The organism is Brachyspira pilosicoli, from assembly GCF_036997485.1.
Lineage (GTDB): Bacteria > Spirochaetota > Brachyspiria > Brachyspirales > Brachyspiraceae > Brachyspira > Brachyspira pilosicoli_C.
This window is the reverse complement of sequence record NZ_JAWLPU010000001.1, coordinates 183871-203620: the sequence shown is the minus strand read 5'-3', so window position 1 is coordinate 203620 and position 19750 is coordinate 183871. Positions and strand designations below refer to the sequence as shown.

General features: G+C 29.6%; 14 protein-coding genes and 1 tRNA gene. 8 read left to right on the top strand and 7 right to left on the bottom strand.

Going from position 1 to position 19750, the window contains the following annotated elements; all coding sequences use genetic code 11:
- The first annotated feature begins 97 nt into the window (after window positions 1-97).
- The 4 genes from mnmG to R4I97_RS00855 all read left to right on the top strand — a co-directional run bounded on the left by mnmG (window position 98) and on the right by R4I97_RS00855 (window position 5891).
- A complete protein-coding gene (gene mnmG, locus R4I97_RS00870) occupies window positions 98-1942 on the top strand; it encodes a tRNA uridine-5-carboxymethylaminomethyl(34) synthesis enzyme MnmG (RefSeq protein WP_335783271.1) in 1845 nt (614 codons plus the stop codon).
- A 77-nt stretch (window positions 1943-2019) separates the two neighbouring features.
- Complete coding sequence (locus R4I97_RS00865; RefSeq protein WP_013244693.1) at window positions 2020-2730, top strand: zinc metallopeptidase; 711 nt, start codon at window positions 2020-2022, stop codon at window positions 2728-2730.
- 505 nt (window positions 2731-3235) lie between these two features.
- Window positions 3236-4276, top strand: coding sequence for a thiamine biosynthesis protein (locus tag R4I97_RS00860; protein ID WP_335783270.1), 1041 nt, complete (start codon window positions 3236-3238; stop codon window positions 4274-4276).
- Between the two features lies 1 nt (window position 4277).
- Window positions 4278-5891 (top strand): hypothetical protein, encoded by a 1614-nt coding sequence (locus R4I97_RS00855; protein WP_335783269.1) that lies wholly within the window; start codon window positions 4278-4280, stop codon window positions 5889-5891.
- Here R4I97_RS00855 and R4I97_RS00850 read toward each other — a convergent pair whose 3' ends face one another.
- Window positions 5892-7163 carry a hypothetical protein gene (locus tag R4I97_RS00850; RefSeq protein WP_335783268.1) on the bottom strand — a complete coding sequence of 424 codons (1272 nt, stop codon included), beginning with the start codon at window positions 7161-7163 and terminating at the stop codon, window positions 5892-5894.
- Window positions 7164-7276: 113 nt separating this feature from the next.
- Here R4I97_RS00850 and pepT point away from each other — a divergent pair, with 113 nt between their 5' ends.
- Together pepT and R4I97_RS00840 are read left to right on the top strand one after the other, a co-directional pair.
- Window positions 7277-8518, top strand: coding sequence for a peptidase T (gene pepT / locus R4I97_RS00845; protein WP_335783267.1), 1242 nt, complete (start codon window positions 7277-7279; stop codon window positions 8516-8518).
- A gap of 12 nt (window positions 8519-8530) precedes the next feature.
- Window positions 8531-9637, top strand: coding sequence for a glycosyltransferase family 2 protein (locus R4I97_RS00840; protein ID WP_335783266.1), 1107 nt, complete (start codon window positions 8531-8533; stop codon window positions 9635-9637).
- Here the strand turns inward: R4I97_RS00840 and thiL are convergent.
- The 3 genes from thiL to R4I97_RS00825 all read right to left on the bottom strand — a co-directional run bounded on the left by thiL (window position 9634) and on the right by R4I97_RS00825 (window position 11625).
- Complete coding sequence (gene thiL, locus R4I97_RS00835; protein WP_335783265.1) at window positions 9634-10587, bottom strand: thiamine-phosphate kinase; 954 nt, start codon at window positions 10585-10587, stop codon at window positions 9634-9636. The genes R4I97_RS00840 and thiL overlap by 4 nt on opposite strands.
- Window positions 10588-10654: 67 nt before the next feature.
- Window positions 10655-10727, bottom strand: a tRNA-Thr gene (locus tag R4I97_RS00830).
- Window positions 10728-10803: 76 nt separating this feature from the next.
- Window positions 10804-11625 (bottom strand): histidinol-phosphatase HisJ family protein, encoded by an 822-nt coding sequence (locus R4I97_RS00825; RefSeq protein ID WP_335783264.1) that lies wholly within the window; start codon window positions 11623-11625, stop codon window positions 10804-10806.
- Between the two features lie 178 nt (window positions 11626-11803).
- Between R4I97_RS00825 and R4I97_RS00820 the strand changes: the two genes are divergently transcribed.
- Window positions 11804-12019, top strand: coding sequence for a winged helix-turn-helix domain-containing protein (locus R4I97_RS00820; protein WP_335783263.1), 216 nt, complete (start codon window positions 11804-11806; stop codon window positions 12017-12019).
- A complete protein-coding gene (locus R4I97_RS00815; protein ID WP_335783262.1) occupies window positions 11983-12693 on the top strand; it encodes a restriction endonuclease in 711 nt (236 codons plus the stop codon). Before R4I97_RS00820 ends, R4I97_RS00815 begins: the two co-directional genes overlap by 37 nt.
- A 503-nt stretch (window positions 12694-13196) precedes the next feature.
- Here the strand turns inward: R4I97_RS00815 and yqeB are convergent.
- From yqeB to ygfK, 3 genes are all read right to left on the bottom strand, one after another.
- Entirely contained in the window at window positions 13197-14021 is an 825-nt protein-coding gene (yqeB, locus tag R4I97_RS00810) for a selenium-dependent molybdenum cofactor biosynthesis protein YqeB (protein ID WP_335783261.1), read from the bottom strand.
- Window positions 14022-14024: 3 nt separating this feature from the next.
- Entirely contained in the window at window positions 14025-16598 is a 2574-nt protein-coding gene (gene xdh, locus R4I97_RS00805) for a selenium-dependent xanthine dehydrogenase (RefSeq protein ID WP_335783260.1), read from the bottom strand.
- Between the two features lie 101 nt (window positions 16599-16699).
- A complete protein-coding gene (gene ygfK / locus R4I97_RS00800) occupies window positions 16700-19675 on the bottom strand; it encodes a putative selenate reductase subunit YgfK (protein WP_335783259.1) in 2976 nt (991 codons plus the stop codon).
- Between the last annotated feature and the right edge of the window lie 75 nt (window positions 19676-19750).

The window sequence follows — 19750 nt, the reverse complement described above, 5'->3', positions numbered from 1 at the left end:
ATAAAAATTAACTTATAAAAATGCAGCTTTACAATATAGTATTTTTAATATATCATTTTTAATAATTAAATAAAAAATATAGAGAGAAGTCTTAATTATGAATAATAAATATGATGTTATAGTAGTTGGTGCTGGGCATGCTGGTATAGAGGCGGCACTTTCTTCTGCAAGACTTGGAATGAAAACTTTGATTATATCTATTAATTTGGATACCATAGGTCAAATGTCTTGTAACCCTTCAATAGGAGGAGTTGCTAAGGGTACTATTGTTAAAGAGATTGATGCACTCGGCGGTGAGATGGGCATATTAATAGATAAAACTATGATGCAATTTAGAATGCTCAACAGAAGCAAAGGAAAAGCAGTATGGGCTCCGCGTGCACAGGCAGATAAATATGCATATAAAGAAGAAGCTACTAAAACATTATACGCCGAGGATAATCTCACACTTCATCAGGATATAGTAACAGAAGTAGTTGTTGAAAATAATGTAGTTAAAGGACTTAAAACAGAAAGAGGCATAGAGTATGAATGCCAAGCAGTTATATTAACAACAGGAACATTTTTAAATGGGCTTATTCATATTGGTAAATATCAAAAACAGGCAGGAAGAATTGGTGAGCTTCCAGCAATAGGGCTTTCTGATAATTTAAGAAAATTAGGGCTTGAAGTAGGAAGATTAAAAACAGGAACACCTGCGAGAGTGGATTATTATTCTATTGACTTTGATATATTAGAAATGCAAAAAGGTGATGATGAAATAACTCCATTTTCTTTTTTGGACGATAAAATTGATATAGTTCAAGAGCCTTGCTATATCACTTACACAGATGAAAATATACATAAAATAATTCAAGACAATATTCATTTATCTCCAATGTATAGCGGAGTGATAACAGGTATAGGGCCAAGATACTGCCCAAGCATAGAAGATAAAGTTGTAAGGTTTGCAGATAAGCCTCGTCATCAGCTTCACTTAGAGAGAGAAAGCTACAGAACAAATGAAGTTTATATTAATGGATTTTCTTCAAGCTTGCCGGAAGATGTTCAAATAAAGATGATAAGGTCATTAAAAGGTTTAGAAGAAGTAAAGATATTAAAACCAGCATATGCGGTAGAATATGATTATGTGAACCCTATAGAATTAAAGCCAACTTTGGAAACTAAAAAAATAGAAGGCTTATTTTTGGCAGGACAAATTAACGGTACAAGCGGATATGAAGAGGCAGCTTGTCAGGGTATTATGGCTGGAATAAATGCAAGTTTGAAAATAAAAAAAGAAGAACCATTTATATTAAAAAGAAGCGATGGGTATATAGGTGTTTTAATTGATGATTTAACTACAAAAGGCACTAAAGAGCCTCATAGAATGTTTACTTCTCAAGCAGAACATAGAATGCTTTTAAGACAGGACAATGCTGATGAAAGGTTAACCGAGCTTTCTTATAATATAGGTCTTGCAAGTAAAGAGAGACTAGAGAAAGTGAGAGATAAAAAACAAAAAACTCAAATACTTGTGGAATACTTAAATAAACGAACACTCACTCAAAAAGAAACCGAAGAGTTAGGTTTTACAAAAGAGGCTAAAGAATATCGCACAATGAGTTTATCTTCTATAATAAAACGTCCTGAATGGAGTATAGATAAAATTACACATTTAATAGACGGTGATTACAATAAAAATGTTTTGGAGAATGCCGAGATTGCTATAAAATATGAAGGTTATATTGCAAGGTATTTAAACGAAATAAGAGATATAGAAAAATACGAGAAAATGCGTATACCTGAAGATTTTGATTATTCTACTTTAAAAAGCGTGAAGATTGATGCTATTAATAAACTTAAACAATATAAGCCGTATAATATTGCTCAGGCTTTGAGAGTTCCTGAAATTGATATGTCTGTTGTTCAAGTTTTAATATTAACTCTTACAAAGAAGTAAAAATATTTTACTTTATTGGTATTGAGGTTGTTATATTTTAATGCTATAATTTTAGAGTAATTTTAGGAGGATAAATAATGTTTGGCGGATATTTTGAATATTATTTTGGATATATATGGATATTAATACCTGGTATATTATTAGGTTTATGGGCACAGATGAAAGTAAATGGTGCTTATTCAAAGTATAGCAGGGTAGAAAACAAAAGAGGAATAACAGGAGCACAAACAGCAAAATATATATTAGATGCTTATGGTTTAAATATTCCTATAGAGAGAATAAACGGGCATTTAACAGACCATTATGACCCAAGTGCTAAAGTTTTAAGACTTTCTAATAATGTTTATAATGGCACAGATGTTGCTGCTTTAGGTATTGCTGCTCATGAAGTAGGTCATGCTATACAACATGATAGAAGCTATGCACCTTTAACTTTAAGAAATAGTTTTTATCCATTATGTGCTATTGGCAATCAATTTGGACCTATGCTTGTACTTATTGGTATTGTTATTGGAGGGGCTGGAAGCATTTCTCAATATCTTATGATGGGAGGAATTATATTATTTGCTTTTGCTGTATTCTTTTCTTTAATAACATTGCCTGTAGAGTTTGATGCTTCTAATAGGGCTATAAAGATTTTGGATAAGGGCGGATTTTTAGATTCTGAAGAACTTTATGGAGCAAAAAAAGTTCTTAATGCTGCTGCTTTAACTTATGTTGCTGCTGCTGTTACTGCTATACTCAGTTTACTAAGACTTTTGATGCTTGCTAACAGAAGAAGAGATTAAAAATTATAAATAAGAGATTTATTAAATAAGGTTAATCATTTTTATGATTAGCCTTCTTATTTTCAACAAATTATTATTATTGAGTAAATTATAAAATGAATATATACTAAAATAAATAAATTTTGTCAGAAATATTTTTTAATTTTTTATTTGTGGGGACTAGCCCCCACGCCCCCACTTCTTTTATTGGTATAAAAGAAGCAAAAGAACTGCATTTTTATTCAAAGATATAGATATTATTTTAGATTACATATTGCTTACATATAAAGCTAAAACATTTGCATTTTTTGCAACTTTTTGCGGCGGGAAAAAGTTGAATAAATAAAAATTTATATAATCAAATATATTTGTTTAGAGATATATTAATTCAATTATAAGAATAGGTATTTTTTTAATGAAAAGAATATATATTGCTACTAAATATTTTCAACAAATTATTATTATTGAATAAATTAGAAAATAAATATATACTCAAAAAAATTATTAAAATAAAGGTAAAATATAAATGAAAAAAGCTAAGGCTATTTTGCTTCTTTCAGGTGGGCTTGACAGTATGCTTGTGGGGGCTATATTAAAAAGAGAAAATATTGATGTTCTTGCTATAAGATTTGTTACTGGGCTTGAATATCCTGTAATTAAAAATGAGCTTATGAATATACATTATGATGACCCTGCTAAAAAGGCTGCTGATTTTCTTAATATTCCAATAAGATTTGTTTCTTTGAAAGATAAATATATTGATATGTTTTTAAATCCAAAATATGGTTATGGAAGTTCTATTAACCCTTGTTTGGACTGCCATATACTTATGCTTAAAACTGCAAAAAAGATAATGGAAGAAGAGGGTTTTGATTTTATTGCTACCGGAGAGGTTAAAGGGCAAAGACCTATGAGTCAAAAATCTCAAGACTTAATTAATTCCATAAGAGAAAGCGGACTTGAGGGAAAACTTTTAAGACCATTATCTGCAAAGCTCCTTCCCATTACAATAGCAGAAAGTGAGGGGCTTATAAACAGAGAAAATCTTTATGATATATACGGACGAAGCAGGCAGGTACAGATGGAGCTTGCTAAAGAGTTTGGTATAGATGATTATCCTATTCCTTCTGGCGGGTGCTGTTCTATAGTTGATAAAAGTTATGGAAGAAGGTATGAGGAGTTAGTTTCTCATAATGGAAGAGATATTATTAATATGGAGCTTATGCAGTATTTAGCTATAGGAAGACATATAAGAATTAATAATAATGCAAAACTCATACTCGGAAGAAATGAAAATGAAAATGATGCATTAGAAAAAAGAGAGAGAAAAAACGCCATTACATTTAGACCAAATTATAATAAAGGACCTTTTGGTTATTTAGAGCTTTATGGTGAAGTTGAGAATATAAAAGAAGCAGTATTAAAATCTGCAAACATAATGGGTTATTTCTCTAAAGAAGATAGTGAAACTTTATCTATAACAGTTTCTTATGTTAATGATGAAAAAGAGATAATTGAGATAAATAATAAAAAATCTAAAGAGACGCAATTTACACAGATATTATAATATGAGTGAATATAATTCCAAAAAAAGATATTTAGGTGAGTTTTATACGCCTTTGATATTTGCCAAAAAGTCTTTAGAGTATATTAATGACATTATTTCTATAGATGAATTAAAAAGCGGCAATTACAGAATATGGGATATGGCATGCGGAACTGGTAATTTAGAATATTATTTAGATAAAGAGCTATATAAATATTTGTATATGTCTACAATAGATGAAAATGATATTGATTATTGCAAAGAAAAGTTTAGAGAAGCTTGTCTGTTTCAATATGATTATTTGAATGATGATATAGTTATTTCAGAAAATATTTTTAACTATCAAAAGCTTCCAAAAAAATTAATAAAAGACTTAAATAATAAAAACTTAAAATGGTTAATATTTATAAACCCGCCGTATGCTACAAGTCAAGTTGCAGGTACAAATTCAAAAAGCAAAAAAAATGTAAGCATTAGCAAAATAAGAGATATTATGCACTCTGAAAAATTAGGGGAATCTTCAAGAGAGCTTTATGCACAGTTTATGTTTAGAATATACAGAGAATTTTTAGATAGAGAAGTTTATTTAGCAATATTTTCTAAAACAAATTATATAAAATCAAATAACAATGAAAAGTTTAGAAACAATGTTTGTAATTATAAATTTATGAATGGTTTTATATTTTCTTCTTCTAATTTTGACAACACTTCAAAAACAACTCCTTTTCCTGTGAGTTTTATAATATGGAAAGTTTCAAAATTGTTTAATATAAAAAAAGAAAATATAATATTAGATATACTTGATGATAATGGAGAATTAAAAACTAAAAAAAATTATAGTGTAGTTTCAAGAGAAGAGTTATTAAATAAATGGATAAAAAGAATAAGAACAACATCGTCATTTGTGCCTTTATCATCTGCTATAGTTGTAAAAGAAAAAGGAAAAGACATAAGAAATAAAATATGCGACGGTTTTATAGGTTCACTTATGAGCTGCGGAAGTGATTTACAAAAACAAAATCTCACAGCAATATTTTCTGCCCCTCAGGCTTCGGCTGGTTCTCTTTCAATCACAAAAGAAAACTTTGAAAAAGCTATGATTATACATGCTGTTAGAAGGAGTGTGAAAGTTAATTGGCTTAATGGAAGCGATCAGTTTATTATTCCAAAAAAAAGTTTTTCTAATGATTTTAAAAATGACTGTGTAGTGTGGAGTTTATTTTCTACTTCAAATCAAACTTCTGCTATGGATAATGTTTATTATAATAATAAATATTACAAAATAATTAATCATTTTTATCCATTTGACTATAAAGAAGTTTTTTGTAATAATAGTTTTTTTAATTATGATGGTGAAAGCAGATTTGTATATAATTATTTAAAAAATATTACTTTTACAAAAGAAGCTAAAGATTTAATTTATATTTCAAAAGAGCTTTATAAGTATTTTTATAGTAATGTAGAAAAAATTAATACTGATAAATTTAAAATATCTCTTTGGGACAGTGGTTTTTGGCAGATAAGAAAATCTCTTAAAGATGCCTCTCTTGCATTAAATATTCTAAAAGAAATAAAAATAAAAAGAAACATCTTAAGAGAAAATATTTTAAAAGAAATTGATAATTTTGTTTCTTAATTATTTGCCCCAAACTCCTCCGAATTTGAAACTCAAACCTATATAAAAATCATTGTCTACAGTATAATGACCATCTTTTTCATTGTATGAAATTACACCAACTTGCTGCCTATTTTCAAGTTCATAGTATTGATAATTGTTTTTATAAACAGGGTCATAAGTGAATGTATCTGAAATCATAATTTTAAAATCTTCTGTAACATTAAAAGTGAGTCTTAAAAATGCTCTATATTTAGGCTGAAAAATATCTTCGCTGTTTGAATAAATATTATTATCATGCACTCCAACATGTGCTGTAATATCTATAATCCATAATCTTCTCGCTTCAAAAAAAAGAAAACCGCTCATAGCATAATAAGGCTCATTCCCATTAAATGTCTGCACAGAAAAGTCTGTATAATATCCCTCGTTATAGTGATGTTTATTTGTATTACTTTCTCCCGGAAAATATTCATTATATCTTCTTATGCCATGCCTAAACCAAAAGCCTTCTACTCCAACTGTAAATCTTCCGTCTCTTCCATTTTTAAAATAGAAAAAAGCATTAACACTGTCTCCCCATTCTTTTATAGGTATAGAGCCTAACTCTGTAACTATTCCAGCTACACCTGTATTTATATAATCATTACTGTAAGATATTTTAGCCATTAAGCCTTTAGAAGAGTTAGCATCAAGTCCCATATCCCCATTAACCATACCAATTCCAATAAATACACCATAAAAAGATGACTCTAACATAATGCCTGTATCATATCTTGGTATAAGCTGTGTTTCATAACCTATAGGCATATCTCTTGGTCCTGACAATACTGTTGCTTTATTGCTGCTTACTGTATGAAAATAAAATAGGGTAGGGAAATATGATGTCATAGGTATATTTTTTGTGTATGGCTCTAACACTCCAGCTCTTATGCCTATGTATTTAAAATTTACAAATAGATTCATCTTAGAAAAATCAAAAAGAGGAGGAGACATATCCTTATAAAATCTTGCTTTATGCGATAATGGCTCATAAAATCTTGCATTAATATTTGCTTCAATAGATGCATATTTATATTCTTTTATATAATGTAAATCGCCATAAAGAAGAACTCCTAATGTATCTTCATTTCCTGTTTGTTCTATTAAGTCGCTCATTCTGCCGTATGCTGTTAATTCTAATGATGCACTTAAAACTCCGTATTTACCAGAGTTTGTATTTGTTGTTTGACTATATAATGTGTTAAAAAAAAGAATAACAATTATTAAATATTTTTTCATAATATTACCCATTACTTATTAATTTAGCTAATATAACATAAACAAATTAAAATATCAATTAAATAATATATTGAATATTTAACAATTTTTGATAATATATATACATTAATTTTTAGGATAATATTATGAAAGCTTATGAAAGATTTATAAAATATACTGCTTTTGATACTTCATCATCATCTGATAATAATAGTGAAACTCCGAGTTCTAAGGAGCAGAGAATATTTGCTGAGTATTTATTAAAAGAGTTAAAGGATTTAGGAGTTAATGATTGTTATATTAATGATAAATCTTTTGTATATGCTTCTATTCCTGCAACTAAAGAAAAAGAAGACAAGCCAAAAATAGGATTTATTGCACATTTAGATACTGTTGAAGATGTTAGCGGAAAAGATATAAAAGCTAATATAATAAAAAATTATGATGGAAAGGATATACTTCTAAATAAAGAAAAAAATATAATATTTAGTGCTAAAGATTTTAACAATTTAAATAAATATATAGGTTCTGATTTAATAGTAACAGACGGTACAACGCTTTTGGGCGCCGATGATAAGGCTGGTATTGCTGAGATTATGACTATGGTTGAAACTATAATGAATGATAAAAGTATAGAACATGGTGAAATAAAAATAGCATTTACTCCAGATGAAGAGATAGGTTCTGGCATAGAGCATTTTGATGTTGAAGGCTTTGGAGCTGATTTTGCATACACTATAGACGGAGGAGAATTGGGAGAGATAGAATACGAAAACTTTAATGCCGCTTCTTGTAATGTGGTTGTTAATGGGGTTAATGTTCACCCTGGTTATGCTAAAAACAAAATGAAAAATGCTTTGCTTCTTGCTATTGAGTTTAACAATATGCTTCCTCAAAATGAAAAACCTGAGTATACAGAAAATTATGAAGGGTTTTATCATTTATCATCTATGGAAGGAAATGAAGAAAATGTTAAACTTGAATATATAATAAGAGACCATGATAAAGAAAAGTTTGAGAATAAAAAAGAGTTTATAAAAAATATTTCTAAATTTCTAAATAAAAAATATGGTGAAAATACATTTGTAGTTAATCTTAAAGATAGCTATTATAACATGAAAGAAAAAATACTTCCTCATATGCATTTAATAGAGAATGCTAAAAAGGCTTTTAATGAATGCGGTGTAAAAGAAAGAATAGTTCCTATTAGGGGAGGCACTGATGGAGCTAGATTGTCATTTAAGAATTTGCCATGTCCTAATTTATCTGCGGGTGGAGAGAATTTCCATAGCAGATTTGAATATATTCCTATTCAATCTTTAGAGAAGATGACCGAGGTTTTACTAAAAATAGTAGATATATATTCCAATTATAATATGAAAGAATAGGAGATATTTATAATGCCTAAAGTTTCTGTGGTTTTACCAATTTATAATGTTGAAAAATATTTAAAAAAATGTTTGGATAGTGTTATTAATCAAACATTAAAAGATATAGAAATAATTTGTGTAAATGATTGCTCTACAGATAGCTGTGAAAGCATTATTAGAGAATATATAAATAAAGATAGCAGAATAAAACTTATTAATCACAAAGAAAATCAAGGTTTAGGTTTTGCAAGAAATAGCGGTTTATTAGAAAGCAGAGCTGATTATGTTTCATTTATAGATTCTGATGATTTTGTATCTGAGAACTTTATTGAAGAGTTATATAATACTGCTTTACAGAATGATGCTGACATAGTTTTTACAAATAATATATATACTGTTAATGAAACTGCTAATAATATAAAGCCTTATTATCACAATAGATTAAATATTTGGAAGAAGCAATTTAAAAACTCTTATATTGAAGGCATTAGTAATTTTAATGTTAATACTCCAGAAAAAGAAAATACACCGGAATATCCTTTGGTTGTTGCTTGGAATAAATTGTATAATAAATCTTTTTTAACTAAATATAAATTACTATATTCTAAATATAGACTTGCTGAAGATGTAGATATGTTTTATAGATTTTTAGTTTATAATCCAAAAATGTGTTACAATAACAATTCCAAATATTATTATTTACAAAGAAGCACTTCTTTGATAGGAAATATTGCACATACAAAAAATATGCCTTTAGCAATATTGGAAGTATTTGAAAATATTTTTAATTACTATAAAGAAAATAAAAAAGAACTTTTAATAGATTGTAATTATCATAATTTCTTTTCTTTGCTTCACACTTTTAATAATTATAAAGCAGATAATAAAGATGAGTTCTATAAACTTTGTCATAATCTAATGAAAAGACTTGATGTTGAAATAGACAGAAAAAAACATGCTTTTTATTCGTATAATGTTTATGTAATGAAAACTTATGATGATTATAATATTTACAAAGAAAAAATAGAATCTATAAAGAAAAAAGTGTTTTCTATTGCTTGGTGGATACCTTCTATTACACTTAGAGAAAAATATAAAAAATATGCTTTAGATAAAATTGCTGATAGTAAGTTTTAAATATGATTGTATCCTTTATATTTAAAATTTATTGCTTTATTATTTTTATCTATAAACAAAACTCTATTTTCTTGATTTAATGATGTCATTTTTCCTATTTTTATAAGATTATCTTTTTCTTCTATATTTTCCTGAGTTGTAAATAATACAGCATAATCTTCACCGCCTGTGAGTATTGAGTTTAATACTTCTTTGTTATTATCATTAAAAAATCTATTAACCTTTTGCCAATTAGAATCTTCAAATACCTTAGCATACAAATTAGACTTCTCTGCTATATGAGATAAGTCTTGTAAGAGTCCATCACTAATATCTATAGAAGAGTTTATTTTGTATTTTTTTATTATATCTTGCCACTCATTAAAAAAAAGTTTTGGTCTTAAATGAGTTTTTACACTTTCATCATCATAGCTGTATTTTCCAGATAATAATTTTTTTAATCCTAAGTCGCTTTCTCCAACAATTCCTAAAACATAAATATTGTCATTCTCTTTTGCTGTGCTTCTAAGTATTGCTTTGTTTTTTTCTATTTCACCGATTAATGTTATAGATATAAAAAAATCATTATTTGAACTAGTTGTATCTCCTCCTGAAATCTCTATGTTATATGGTTTGCATGCTTCCAAAAAACCTTTATACCATTGTAAAATATTTTCTTCTGTAATATTTTTGGGTATAGATAATGATACAAACGCACTCTTAGGAAAAGCACCTTTACATATAATATCACTAATATTAACCTGTGCAGATTTGCATCCAACATCATAAAAAGAATAATATTTAAGACTAAAATGTATATTTTCGACTAATATATCTGTTGTTACAAGAATATCTTTTTTATCACTAATATTTTTTAATACAGCGCAGTCATCGCCAATATTAATGTTTGATGTTTTATTGAAATTGTCTGATAATTGTTTTATTTTTTCTATAAGTTCAAATTCTTTCATTTTATGATAAACAAATTAATTAATTATTATTTCAAAAAATATTTTACTAATTTACAAATATTAAAAAAGCCAACCATGGGGATCGAACCCACGACCCACGCATTACGAATGCGTTGCTCTACCAACTGAGCTAGGTTGGCATTATTTTTATAATTATAACAGTATTATACGCTTTGTCAATTTTATTGAAAGCTGTAAATTAAAACGTATAGTTTTTTATAAATCATGAAAGGCAGGTATCATTTTACTGTAAGTGCAAAATTGTTTAAATCCTATATTTTTTAATATATCTTTTGCCTCATTAATATTAAAACCTAAATGAGAAGGCTGATGGCTGTCGCTTCCTATAGTTATAATATTTCCACCTAATTTATGATAGAGTTTTAATATATCAAGAGAAGGGGTTGTGTCTTTTAATCCATATCTTGTATAAGAGGTATTTAATTCTATTCCTTTGCCGTCTTCTATCACTATTTTTAGTATTTCTTCTACGATGGGTTTTACTTTTTCAAATGGATATATTCCTTTTTTGTCATAGCGAATAATTAAATCTAAATGTCCTAATACAGAATAGTTTTTAAATTTTTTTACAACTTCAAGTATTTCTTTATAATATGCTTCATTATATTCTTTTTGTGTTTTATTTTTTTGAAAGTCCTGTGTCCAAAATTCTTTATTGTCTACCTGATGAACAGAAAATATAATAAAATCAAAATAATATTTTTTTAATAGTTCTTCGTATTTTTGAATAGTAGAGGTTTGTATTCCGCATTCAAGCCCTGTTTTTATATCAATTTGTTTTGAATATTTTTCTTTCATTTTGTTAATATCTTCTATATATTTTGGATAATTAACATTTGTAATTGTATCTTTATCTTTTATTTCTATTTCATCCCAATCTTTTTTTATGCCATAGTCTACATGGTCTGTGATGCAAATATCATTTATGTTTAGTTTGATAGCATCTTTTATAACATCTTCTAATGGATAGTTAGAATCATCACTAAACTCTGTATGTACATGATAATCTGCAAGCATATTAATAATAAGTCCTTTCTTATTTAATAATTAATTATATCATTTATGTAGAAAAAATAAATTTGTTAGTGGAAAAAATAAATACTATGTTTTTGATGTTTTGTTAAAAAAATTATTTTCTTGTAAAAAAGAGATTATTGAAGTATGATTTTTTAATAATGCTTTCGGAGTATATATTATGGCACTTTTGAAGTACAGAGATTATGATAAATATGTTCTTAAATGTTTGTATAATGCAACAGAACCTATTAATATAAACTATATTTTTAATATTGTAAAAGATTATACTAATACTTCAGATGAAGATTTTAATTTATTACATAAAAATGGAAATTATAAATTTAAAGATAGAGTGCATTGGTCTTTATTTTATTTAAAAAAGCAGAACTTTTAGAAAATGTAGATAGAGGCAAATATATAATTACTGATTTCGGAAAAAAGTTCTATGAAGAAAATCCAAACTTTGATTTCAAAACACTAAAAGAAAAAACTCCATATTTAGAAAACAGCAAAAGCCATAATAATGATGATGATAGTGATGACATAGAAGAAGATGAAAACAGAAGCGAGGTTGAAAAGAGTATTGAAGAATATTATGAGGGCGTAGAAAAAGATGTATTAGATAGATTGCAGCTAATGGGGGAGAGCAGTGTTGATAAGGGTACAAGGTTTGAAAATATATGTTTAGATTTGCTTGAAAAAATGGGCTATGGTAAAAAGTATAGAACAGGCGGAAGCGGAGATAGAGGAATTGACGGCACGCTTACTATGGATAAATTTGGTTTTGATATAGTGGGTGTACAATGTAAATGCTACAAAGAAAATAATAAAGTTAATGACACAGAAATAACGAAATTTGCACATGGTCTTAAAAATGTTAATGGCATAAGCAGAGGAATTTTTATTACAACTTCAGATTATACACCTCAAGCAAAGAATGTTGTAGAGGAATTAAAAGACATAAAAATAATTCTTATAAACGGATATAAGCTTGCTAAATATATGCGTGAATATGAGGTTGGAGTAAAAGTATTAGAAACAAGAAATATATATGATATTATTATTTAAAAATTATTTATATACTAAAGGTTTGTATTTTATCAGACTAGTTTTTATATTTTGATTATTTGTAGAGGCTTTACCCCATGCGAAGCGTACCCGAATGGCGAAAAGTTTGACGAAGTCTGCAGAGCGAAGGCGGGAAAAGTTGAATAAAAAATTATATTCTAAAATATAGTTATTTTTATACTGAAAATTTTTAATTTTTTTTTGTTAAATATTTATGGTGGCTTTGCCCCCCTGCGAAGCGTGCCCGTAGAGTAGCACCCTACTTCTTTTGCGACCGCAGGAAGTGCCTTCGGTATTGCCACAAAGAAGCAAAAAGGCTGCATTTTTATTATAAATTTTATAATTTAATTGTACATTAAAAGGCATTCCCCCGCACTTCTAAGAAGTTATAATTAAAGCATAACATTACCGTGCGGCAAGGTGGTACAGCTCGTACGCGGGAAAAAGAACAATAAAAAATATACAAAATTTTTTAATTTAATAAAAAAATCTATAATTTGAAATTAATTGTTTTTATATAAACACATCATAGCAGTAAGTACAGCTCCTCCCAAGTTCCTTGCCTTGTCTGAAATTGTAAAGCAATTATTATATTCTGATTTTCTTGGGTCAATATCTGCTATTTTTAATCCCTTATGTACTTTAAAACCATCTCTTATAATGCCTCGCAAAAGCCCTTCAAAAGGTGCTATTACTTCTATTTTCTTGTTATCGTTGTTTATGTATGCTATAACTTCTTTTTCTCTTACAAAATCACCTATGTTTTTTATGTTTTCAATAATGCCGTCAGAGCTTGCATGTATTACTCTTTCAGATTCTTTGCCTCCAATGTTTCCAGGTATTCCTGTGTTTGGTATTGCTTCGCCTTCTAAATACATTCTTCCGAGATTATGCCCTCTCATAGTCTCTATAACAATATCGCAGTCTTTACCAGCAGTAAAACCAGGTCCTAATGCTATAGTATATTTTGCCATAGATTTGTTAGTACCGAGATTTTTTTTAGCGATTATAGCATCAATTAAAAATGTTGGTTTTATATGATTTAATATTTCACAGTTAGTGTCAATAAGAATAGGAATTTCTTTATAATCTGTAATTGTATTAAGAGCCTCTTCATAGTTTTTTACAAGTACAGCTTCAATATCTTCAACTTTTGTTTTACCATCATAAACAGCTTCAGATAATGCAACCTTTCTTCTTATAGCAGAGGGGTGCTGCGTCTCTAATATAATAACTTTGAAATGGGCCTTATATAAAGAGTACACAACACCAGTAGCTAAATCACCAGCTCCTCTTACAATTACAAGTTCATTATTAATTAAACTCATAAATTATCTTGAATAAGGAGTATTTTTAAGCGGCAATTCTGTTTGGAACTCGCCGTTAAATTTATAATATGCCAAAGCAACAGCAGGAGCAGTAGGTATACTTGAAATCTCTCCTATACCAGTAGCACCATAACCATAAGGAACCCCTTCTTTTTCTATAATAATAGATTCAACATCAGGAGTCTTGTCAGCTCTAAATAATCCCAAAGTACCAAATTTTACTTTAGGTACACAATTTTCAAGCGGGAATTTCTCTGTTAAAGCATAGCCCAAAGACATAACAACACCGCCTTCAATTTGTCCTTCTAAAGCTATAGGGTTAATTGCTTTTCCTATATCATGAGCAGCAACTACCTTTTGTATTGTACCATCTTCATTAAGTATACATACTTGAGTAGCATAACTATAAGCCACGTGAGAAACAGGGTGAGGTTTATCTACTCCCATTTTGTCAGTTATTGTGAGCCATTCTCCGTAATACTCTTTTCCTTCCAAGTCTTTTAAAGTTTTGCCGGAATCTAAATCTTTTTTAAGGTCTTCACAAGCTCTCTTACAAGCTTCACCTGTAATAAGTGTTTGTCTTGAACCCGAAGTAGTACCAGAATCTGGAGAAGTTGCAGTATTAGGCTGATGAACTATTATCTCATCATCATTCAAATTGAGAGTTTCACCTGCTATTTGATAAAGCACAGTAGCAATACCCTGTCCAATACAAGAAGCAGCAGAATATACATTAACTTTTGAATCTTTTACAACTAAACGAACTCTTCCAGTATCAGGAAGCCCAACACCAACACCAGAGTTTTTCAAAGAACAAGCTATACCTACATATTTGTTGTTGTAGAATATATCTTTAACAGCCTCTAATGTTTCAACAAGACCAGTAGAATCATCAGCTATTTGATAATTAGGAAGCACCTGACCAGGACGAATAGCATTTCTGTATCTTATCTCCCAAGGGTCTAAACCGCACATCTCAGCAAGCAAGTTTATGTTCATCTCCGTAGCAAAACAAGATTGAGGAACACCAAAACCTCTAAATGGTCCAGTAGGAGGGTTATTAGTGTAGAAAGATTTACCCTCTATATCTATAACATGATAATTATAAGGACCGGCAGCATGAGTACAAGCTCTTTGAAGTACAGGTCCAGATAATGAAGCATAAGCACCTGCATCTGTTATTAAAACTGCCTTCATAGCTGTAAGTATGCCGTTTTCATCGCAGGCAGTAGTCATATCTATGCTCATAGGGTGGCGTTTTGGGTGCCAGTTAATACTTTCTTGTCTTGTAAGTTTGAATTTAACAGGTCTTTTTGTTCTATAAGCCATTATAGCAGCATAGTGCTGAACGCTCATATCTTCTTTACCGCCGAAACCACCGCCTACATATTTATTTTCAACTACAACCTTTTCAGGGTCTATTCCTAAAGCCATAGCTACTTCTCTTTTTGTATCATAAACACTTTGATCGCTTGAATATACAAATATACCATCTCCATTAAAAGGCATAGCAACAGCAACTTCTGCTTCCATAAATGCATGCTCTGTCCAAGGAAGTTCATAATGTCTTGTAACTTTATATTTTGATTTAGCTATTACTTCATCAGCATTGCCTTTAACTAATCTTTCATGAGTAAGTAAATTGCTTTCTCTATCTTCATGAACTAAAGGAGCGTTTTCTTTCATAGCTTCCTGAGGATTTCTTACAAGAGGTAACTCTTCATATTCTATTTTTACTAAATCTCTTGCTTTTTTAGCAGTAGCTTCATCTTCAGCAACAATCAAAGCTAAACCGTCAGCAATAAATCTTGTAGTTTCGCCTTCTCCAATAAGCACGTCCCAGTCATGGAAAATATGACCAACTTTTTTTGCCCCAGGTAAATCTTTAGCAGTGATTACATCAACTACACCTTTCAAAGCTTTTGCTTCGCTTATATCTATTTTTAATATTTTAGCTCTTGGGTATTTAGTTCTAACCGCAACACCATAAAGCATACCTTCTATTTCAACATCATCACAATATTCACCAATACCAAGTGCTTTTTCTTTAGCGTCCACTCTTATAATGTTTTTGTCACCTAATTTTACTTTACCTTTATATTCTTTAACATCAATATTTTCTCTAATCATTTTAGCTGCTAATTCAATAGCATCAATAATTTTTTTGTATCCAGTACATCTGCAAATATTGTTTTTTATAGCAGCAACAATTTCAAGTCTTGTAGGGTTATTGTTTTTATCAATTAAGCCCTTAGCACATATCACCATACCAGGTATACAGAATCCGCATTGCACAGCACCAGCAACTGCAAAAGCATGAGAATAAACATCTTTTTCTCTTTGAGTAAATCCTTCTATAGTTTGAACACTCTTTCCTTGAAGTCTTCCTATAGTTTGTATACAAGCTTTAGTAGGTTTTCCATCTATTAATACAGTACAAGTTCCGCAAGCTCCTTCAGAGCAGCCGTCTTTTACTGATTTACATTTACAATCATTCCTAAGAACGTCCATTAATTTTCTATCAGAGTCAAAGCTCATTTCTTTGCCATTAATTATAATCTTGGCACTTTCACCCATATATGATACCTCCAATTTTAATAATATATTAATAAAATAAACATAACAAAGGGAATAATAGTTTTATTCCCTTCGCTATGCAACAATTAGTATAAAGTAAATTATTTTAATATTAAATATTTATAATTATTAAATACGCTATCAACTATGCTATAAACTCCATTAAAGTTTTTAGAACTTCCAGCCTTATAAGACTCTTCTTTGCCGTCAATTCTAAGTTTAGCATTTCCTTCTTTATCTAAAAACAAGAAGCCGTCATTTTTAGAGTTTTTCATATCATCTGCAGTAGCAAATAATGTAAACTTATCTTTATAAGGAGCAGAACTATAAGGACAGAATGTTTCACAGTTTCCGCATTCATTACACATATAATCAACGTGTATAATTTGTGATATTTTAGCTCCGCCTTCAACTTTAATAGAGACATTTGCTCTGTTAGGACAAACCTCTGTGCAGCTTTCACAAATATAATCGCAGCTTAAACATCTTGTAGCTTCAGGGTCTTTTGATACTTCTTTTAAGTTACCTTTTTTGCTGTAAGAAATCTCTTCAGTAGAAACAGAAGGTAAATCAGGAGCGATTGCTTTACCTAAAATAGATTCAGCAACAACTTTAGCATCTCTTATAGCCTCAACTATAGTAGCAGCTCCGTATAATCCATCACCAGCAACATAAACATTTTTGATAGATGATTCATTATTAGCATTGCATTTTGGCTTACCTTTATCATCAACATCTATGCCGTTAGATTTATAGAAGTCAGATTCAATTTGTTCACCTATAGAAGCTATTACTGTGTTAGCAGAAACTTCTACTGTTTCATTAGTTTCAACAACGTTTCTTCTGCCTTTTTCATCATAGTCAGATAATTCCATTTTTTTGCATAAAAGTTTGCCGCTTTCTAATTTAACAGGTGCAAGTAATTCCATAAACTCAACACCGTCTTCTAAAGCCTCTTTTAATTCTTCTTCGTGAGCAGGCATATATCTCTTAGTTCTTCTATAAACTAATCTAACATTTTTTACACCCTTGTTTTTCTTAGCAGCACGAGCAGCGTCCATAGCAGTGTTGCCGCCTCCGATTACTACTACATTCTCACCTAATTCAACACTACCATTAGTTTTATTAAACTCTTCTAAGAACTTAAGAGCATTCATAGATTCGCCAGCCTCAAGTTTTAAAGGCATATTCTTATGAGCACCTATACAAACAACAGTATAATCATAATTTTTAGCAAACTCTTTTATGTCTTTTATCTCTTTGCCTAATTCAAATTTAACACCCATTTGTTTGCATAAACTTACATCATTTCCAATCTCTTCAGCCGTAATTCTGAAATTAGGTATGATATTAGCAACTACTCCTCCTGCTTTTTCTCTCTTATCAAATACTGTAACTTCCACTCCAGCACGAGCCAAGAAGAAAGCAGCAGAAAGACCAGCAGGACCAGCACCTATAACACCAGCTTTTTTGCCTATAGAAGGAGCTGCTTTTAATGTGCCAATTACTTTGCTGTATCCAGCTTTAGCAGCTTCCAATTTGCAAGCTCTAATACTTACAGGCTCTTCGTAAAACTGTCTAGTACATTTATCCATACAAGTATGAGGGCATAATATACCTGTAGCAAATGGAAGAGCATTTTTCTCTATAATTACTTTGAAAGATTCTTCATATTGTCCTTTAGAATTAAGTCTTATATAAGTAGTAAGGTCTTGATGAATAGGACAAGTTTCCATACAAGGAGCTATATAACAATCAACTAAAGGTACTTTTTTATTAACTTTTCTGCTTGCAAGAGGCTTAATAGGTTTAACATGATGTTTGCTTTTTTTACCCCATTCAACAATTTTTTCTGTTTTAGCAACATCTACTTTTGTAAATGCTTTAGGCTCTTTGAGGTTTTTAGCTATTTGCTCTCCTCTTTGGTATCCGCCTGTTTTTAAGAAAGTAGTAGCCATAGTTACAGGCCATATTCCAGCATCTATAACATCATTAATATTAAAATAATCACAACCGCCAGAATATGATATTCTTAATTTTCCGTCAAAATCTTTACTTAATCTTGAAGCTACTGTCATAGAAAGAGGGAATAAAGATTTTCCAGACATATACATCTCTTCAGAAGGTAATTCTTTTTGTTTAACATCTACAGGGAATGTATTAGTAATTTTTACACCGAATGCAAGTGAATTATCAGAAGCTAATTTTTGAAGTCTTTGAAGCATAGGAACAGCATCGCTATACTGCAAGTCATCATTAAAGTGGAAATCAGTAAATGATATATAATCATAACCCATTTCATCTAAAGTTTTTCTTGCATAATCATAACCTAAAAGAGTAGGGTTACATTTTACGAATGTGTTTAATTTTTTTTCTGTAATTAAATAAGAAGCTATTTTCTCTATTTCTGTTGGAGGACAACCGTGAAGAGTAGATAATGTAACAGAATTACAAATATCAGCATTAATTTTATCAATATCTTCTTTTTTGAAGTTTTTAAATCTGCTTATATTATTAGTAAGCCACTCTTTACATTCTTTGAATATAGGAGTGTTTGAAGCGTCTTTCATTCCTTCTATAAACTTATCAATTTTTTCAGTTTTAATGCCGTCATAATCATAACCAACAGATATATTAAACTGAAAACCGTCCATATCTCCTAAATCCCATTCTTTAGCAATTACTTTTAAAGCAACCCAAGCCTTAACATATTCATCAAAAGCCTGAGGAACATAAAGCTCAGTAGACCATTCGCAGTTATAACATTCATCATTAGCAGTAATACAAGGTTTATTAACACATTTGCTTAATTCTTCTCCGTCCATTTTTTGAACAGTTTTAAGTTCAAAGAATCTGCTTCCTGTATAGTAAGCAGCTATTATATTTTGAGCTAATTGAGTATGAGGTCCTGCAGCAGGTCCTATAGGAGTTTCTAATTTTCTTCCAAAGATTTCATAATATTTAGCTTTATCAGCTTTAAACGCTCTTGAAATACCAAAAACTTTACCAGATTTTTTTTCTTCCAAAATCCAATTCATAAGGTTTCCAAAAGGTATGGGTGTCATTACATCACTCATTTATAATCCTCCAATTATTAATTAATACTGTTTTAAAAAATTTATAGTAATGGAGCAAAAATATACCCCATTACT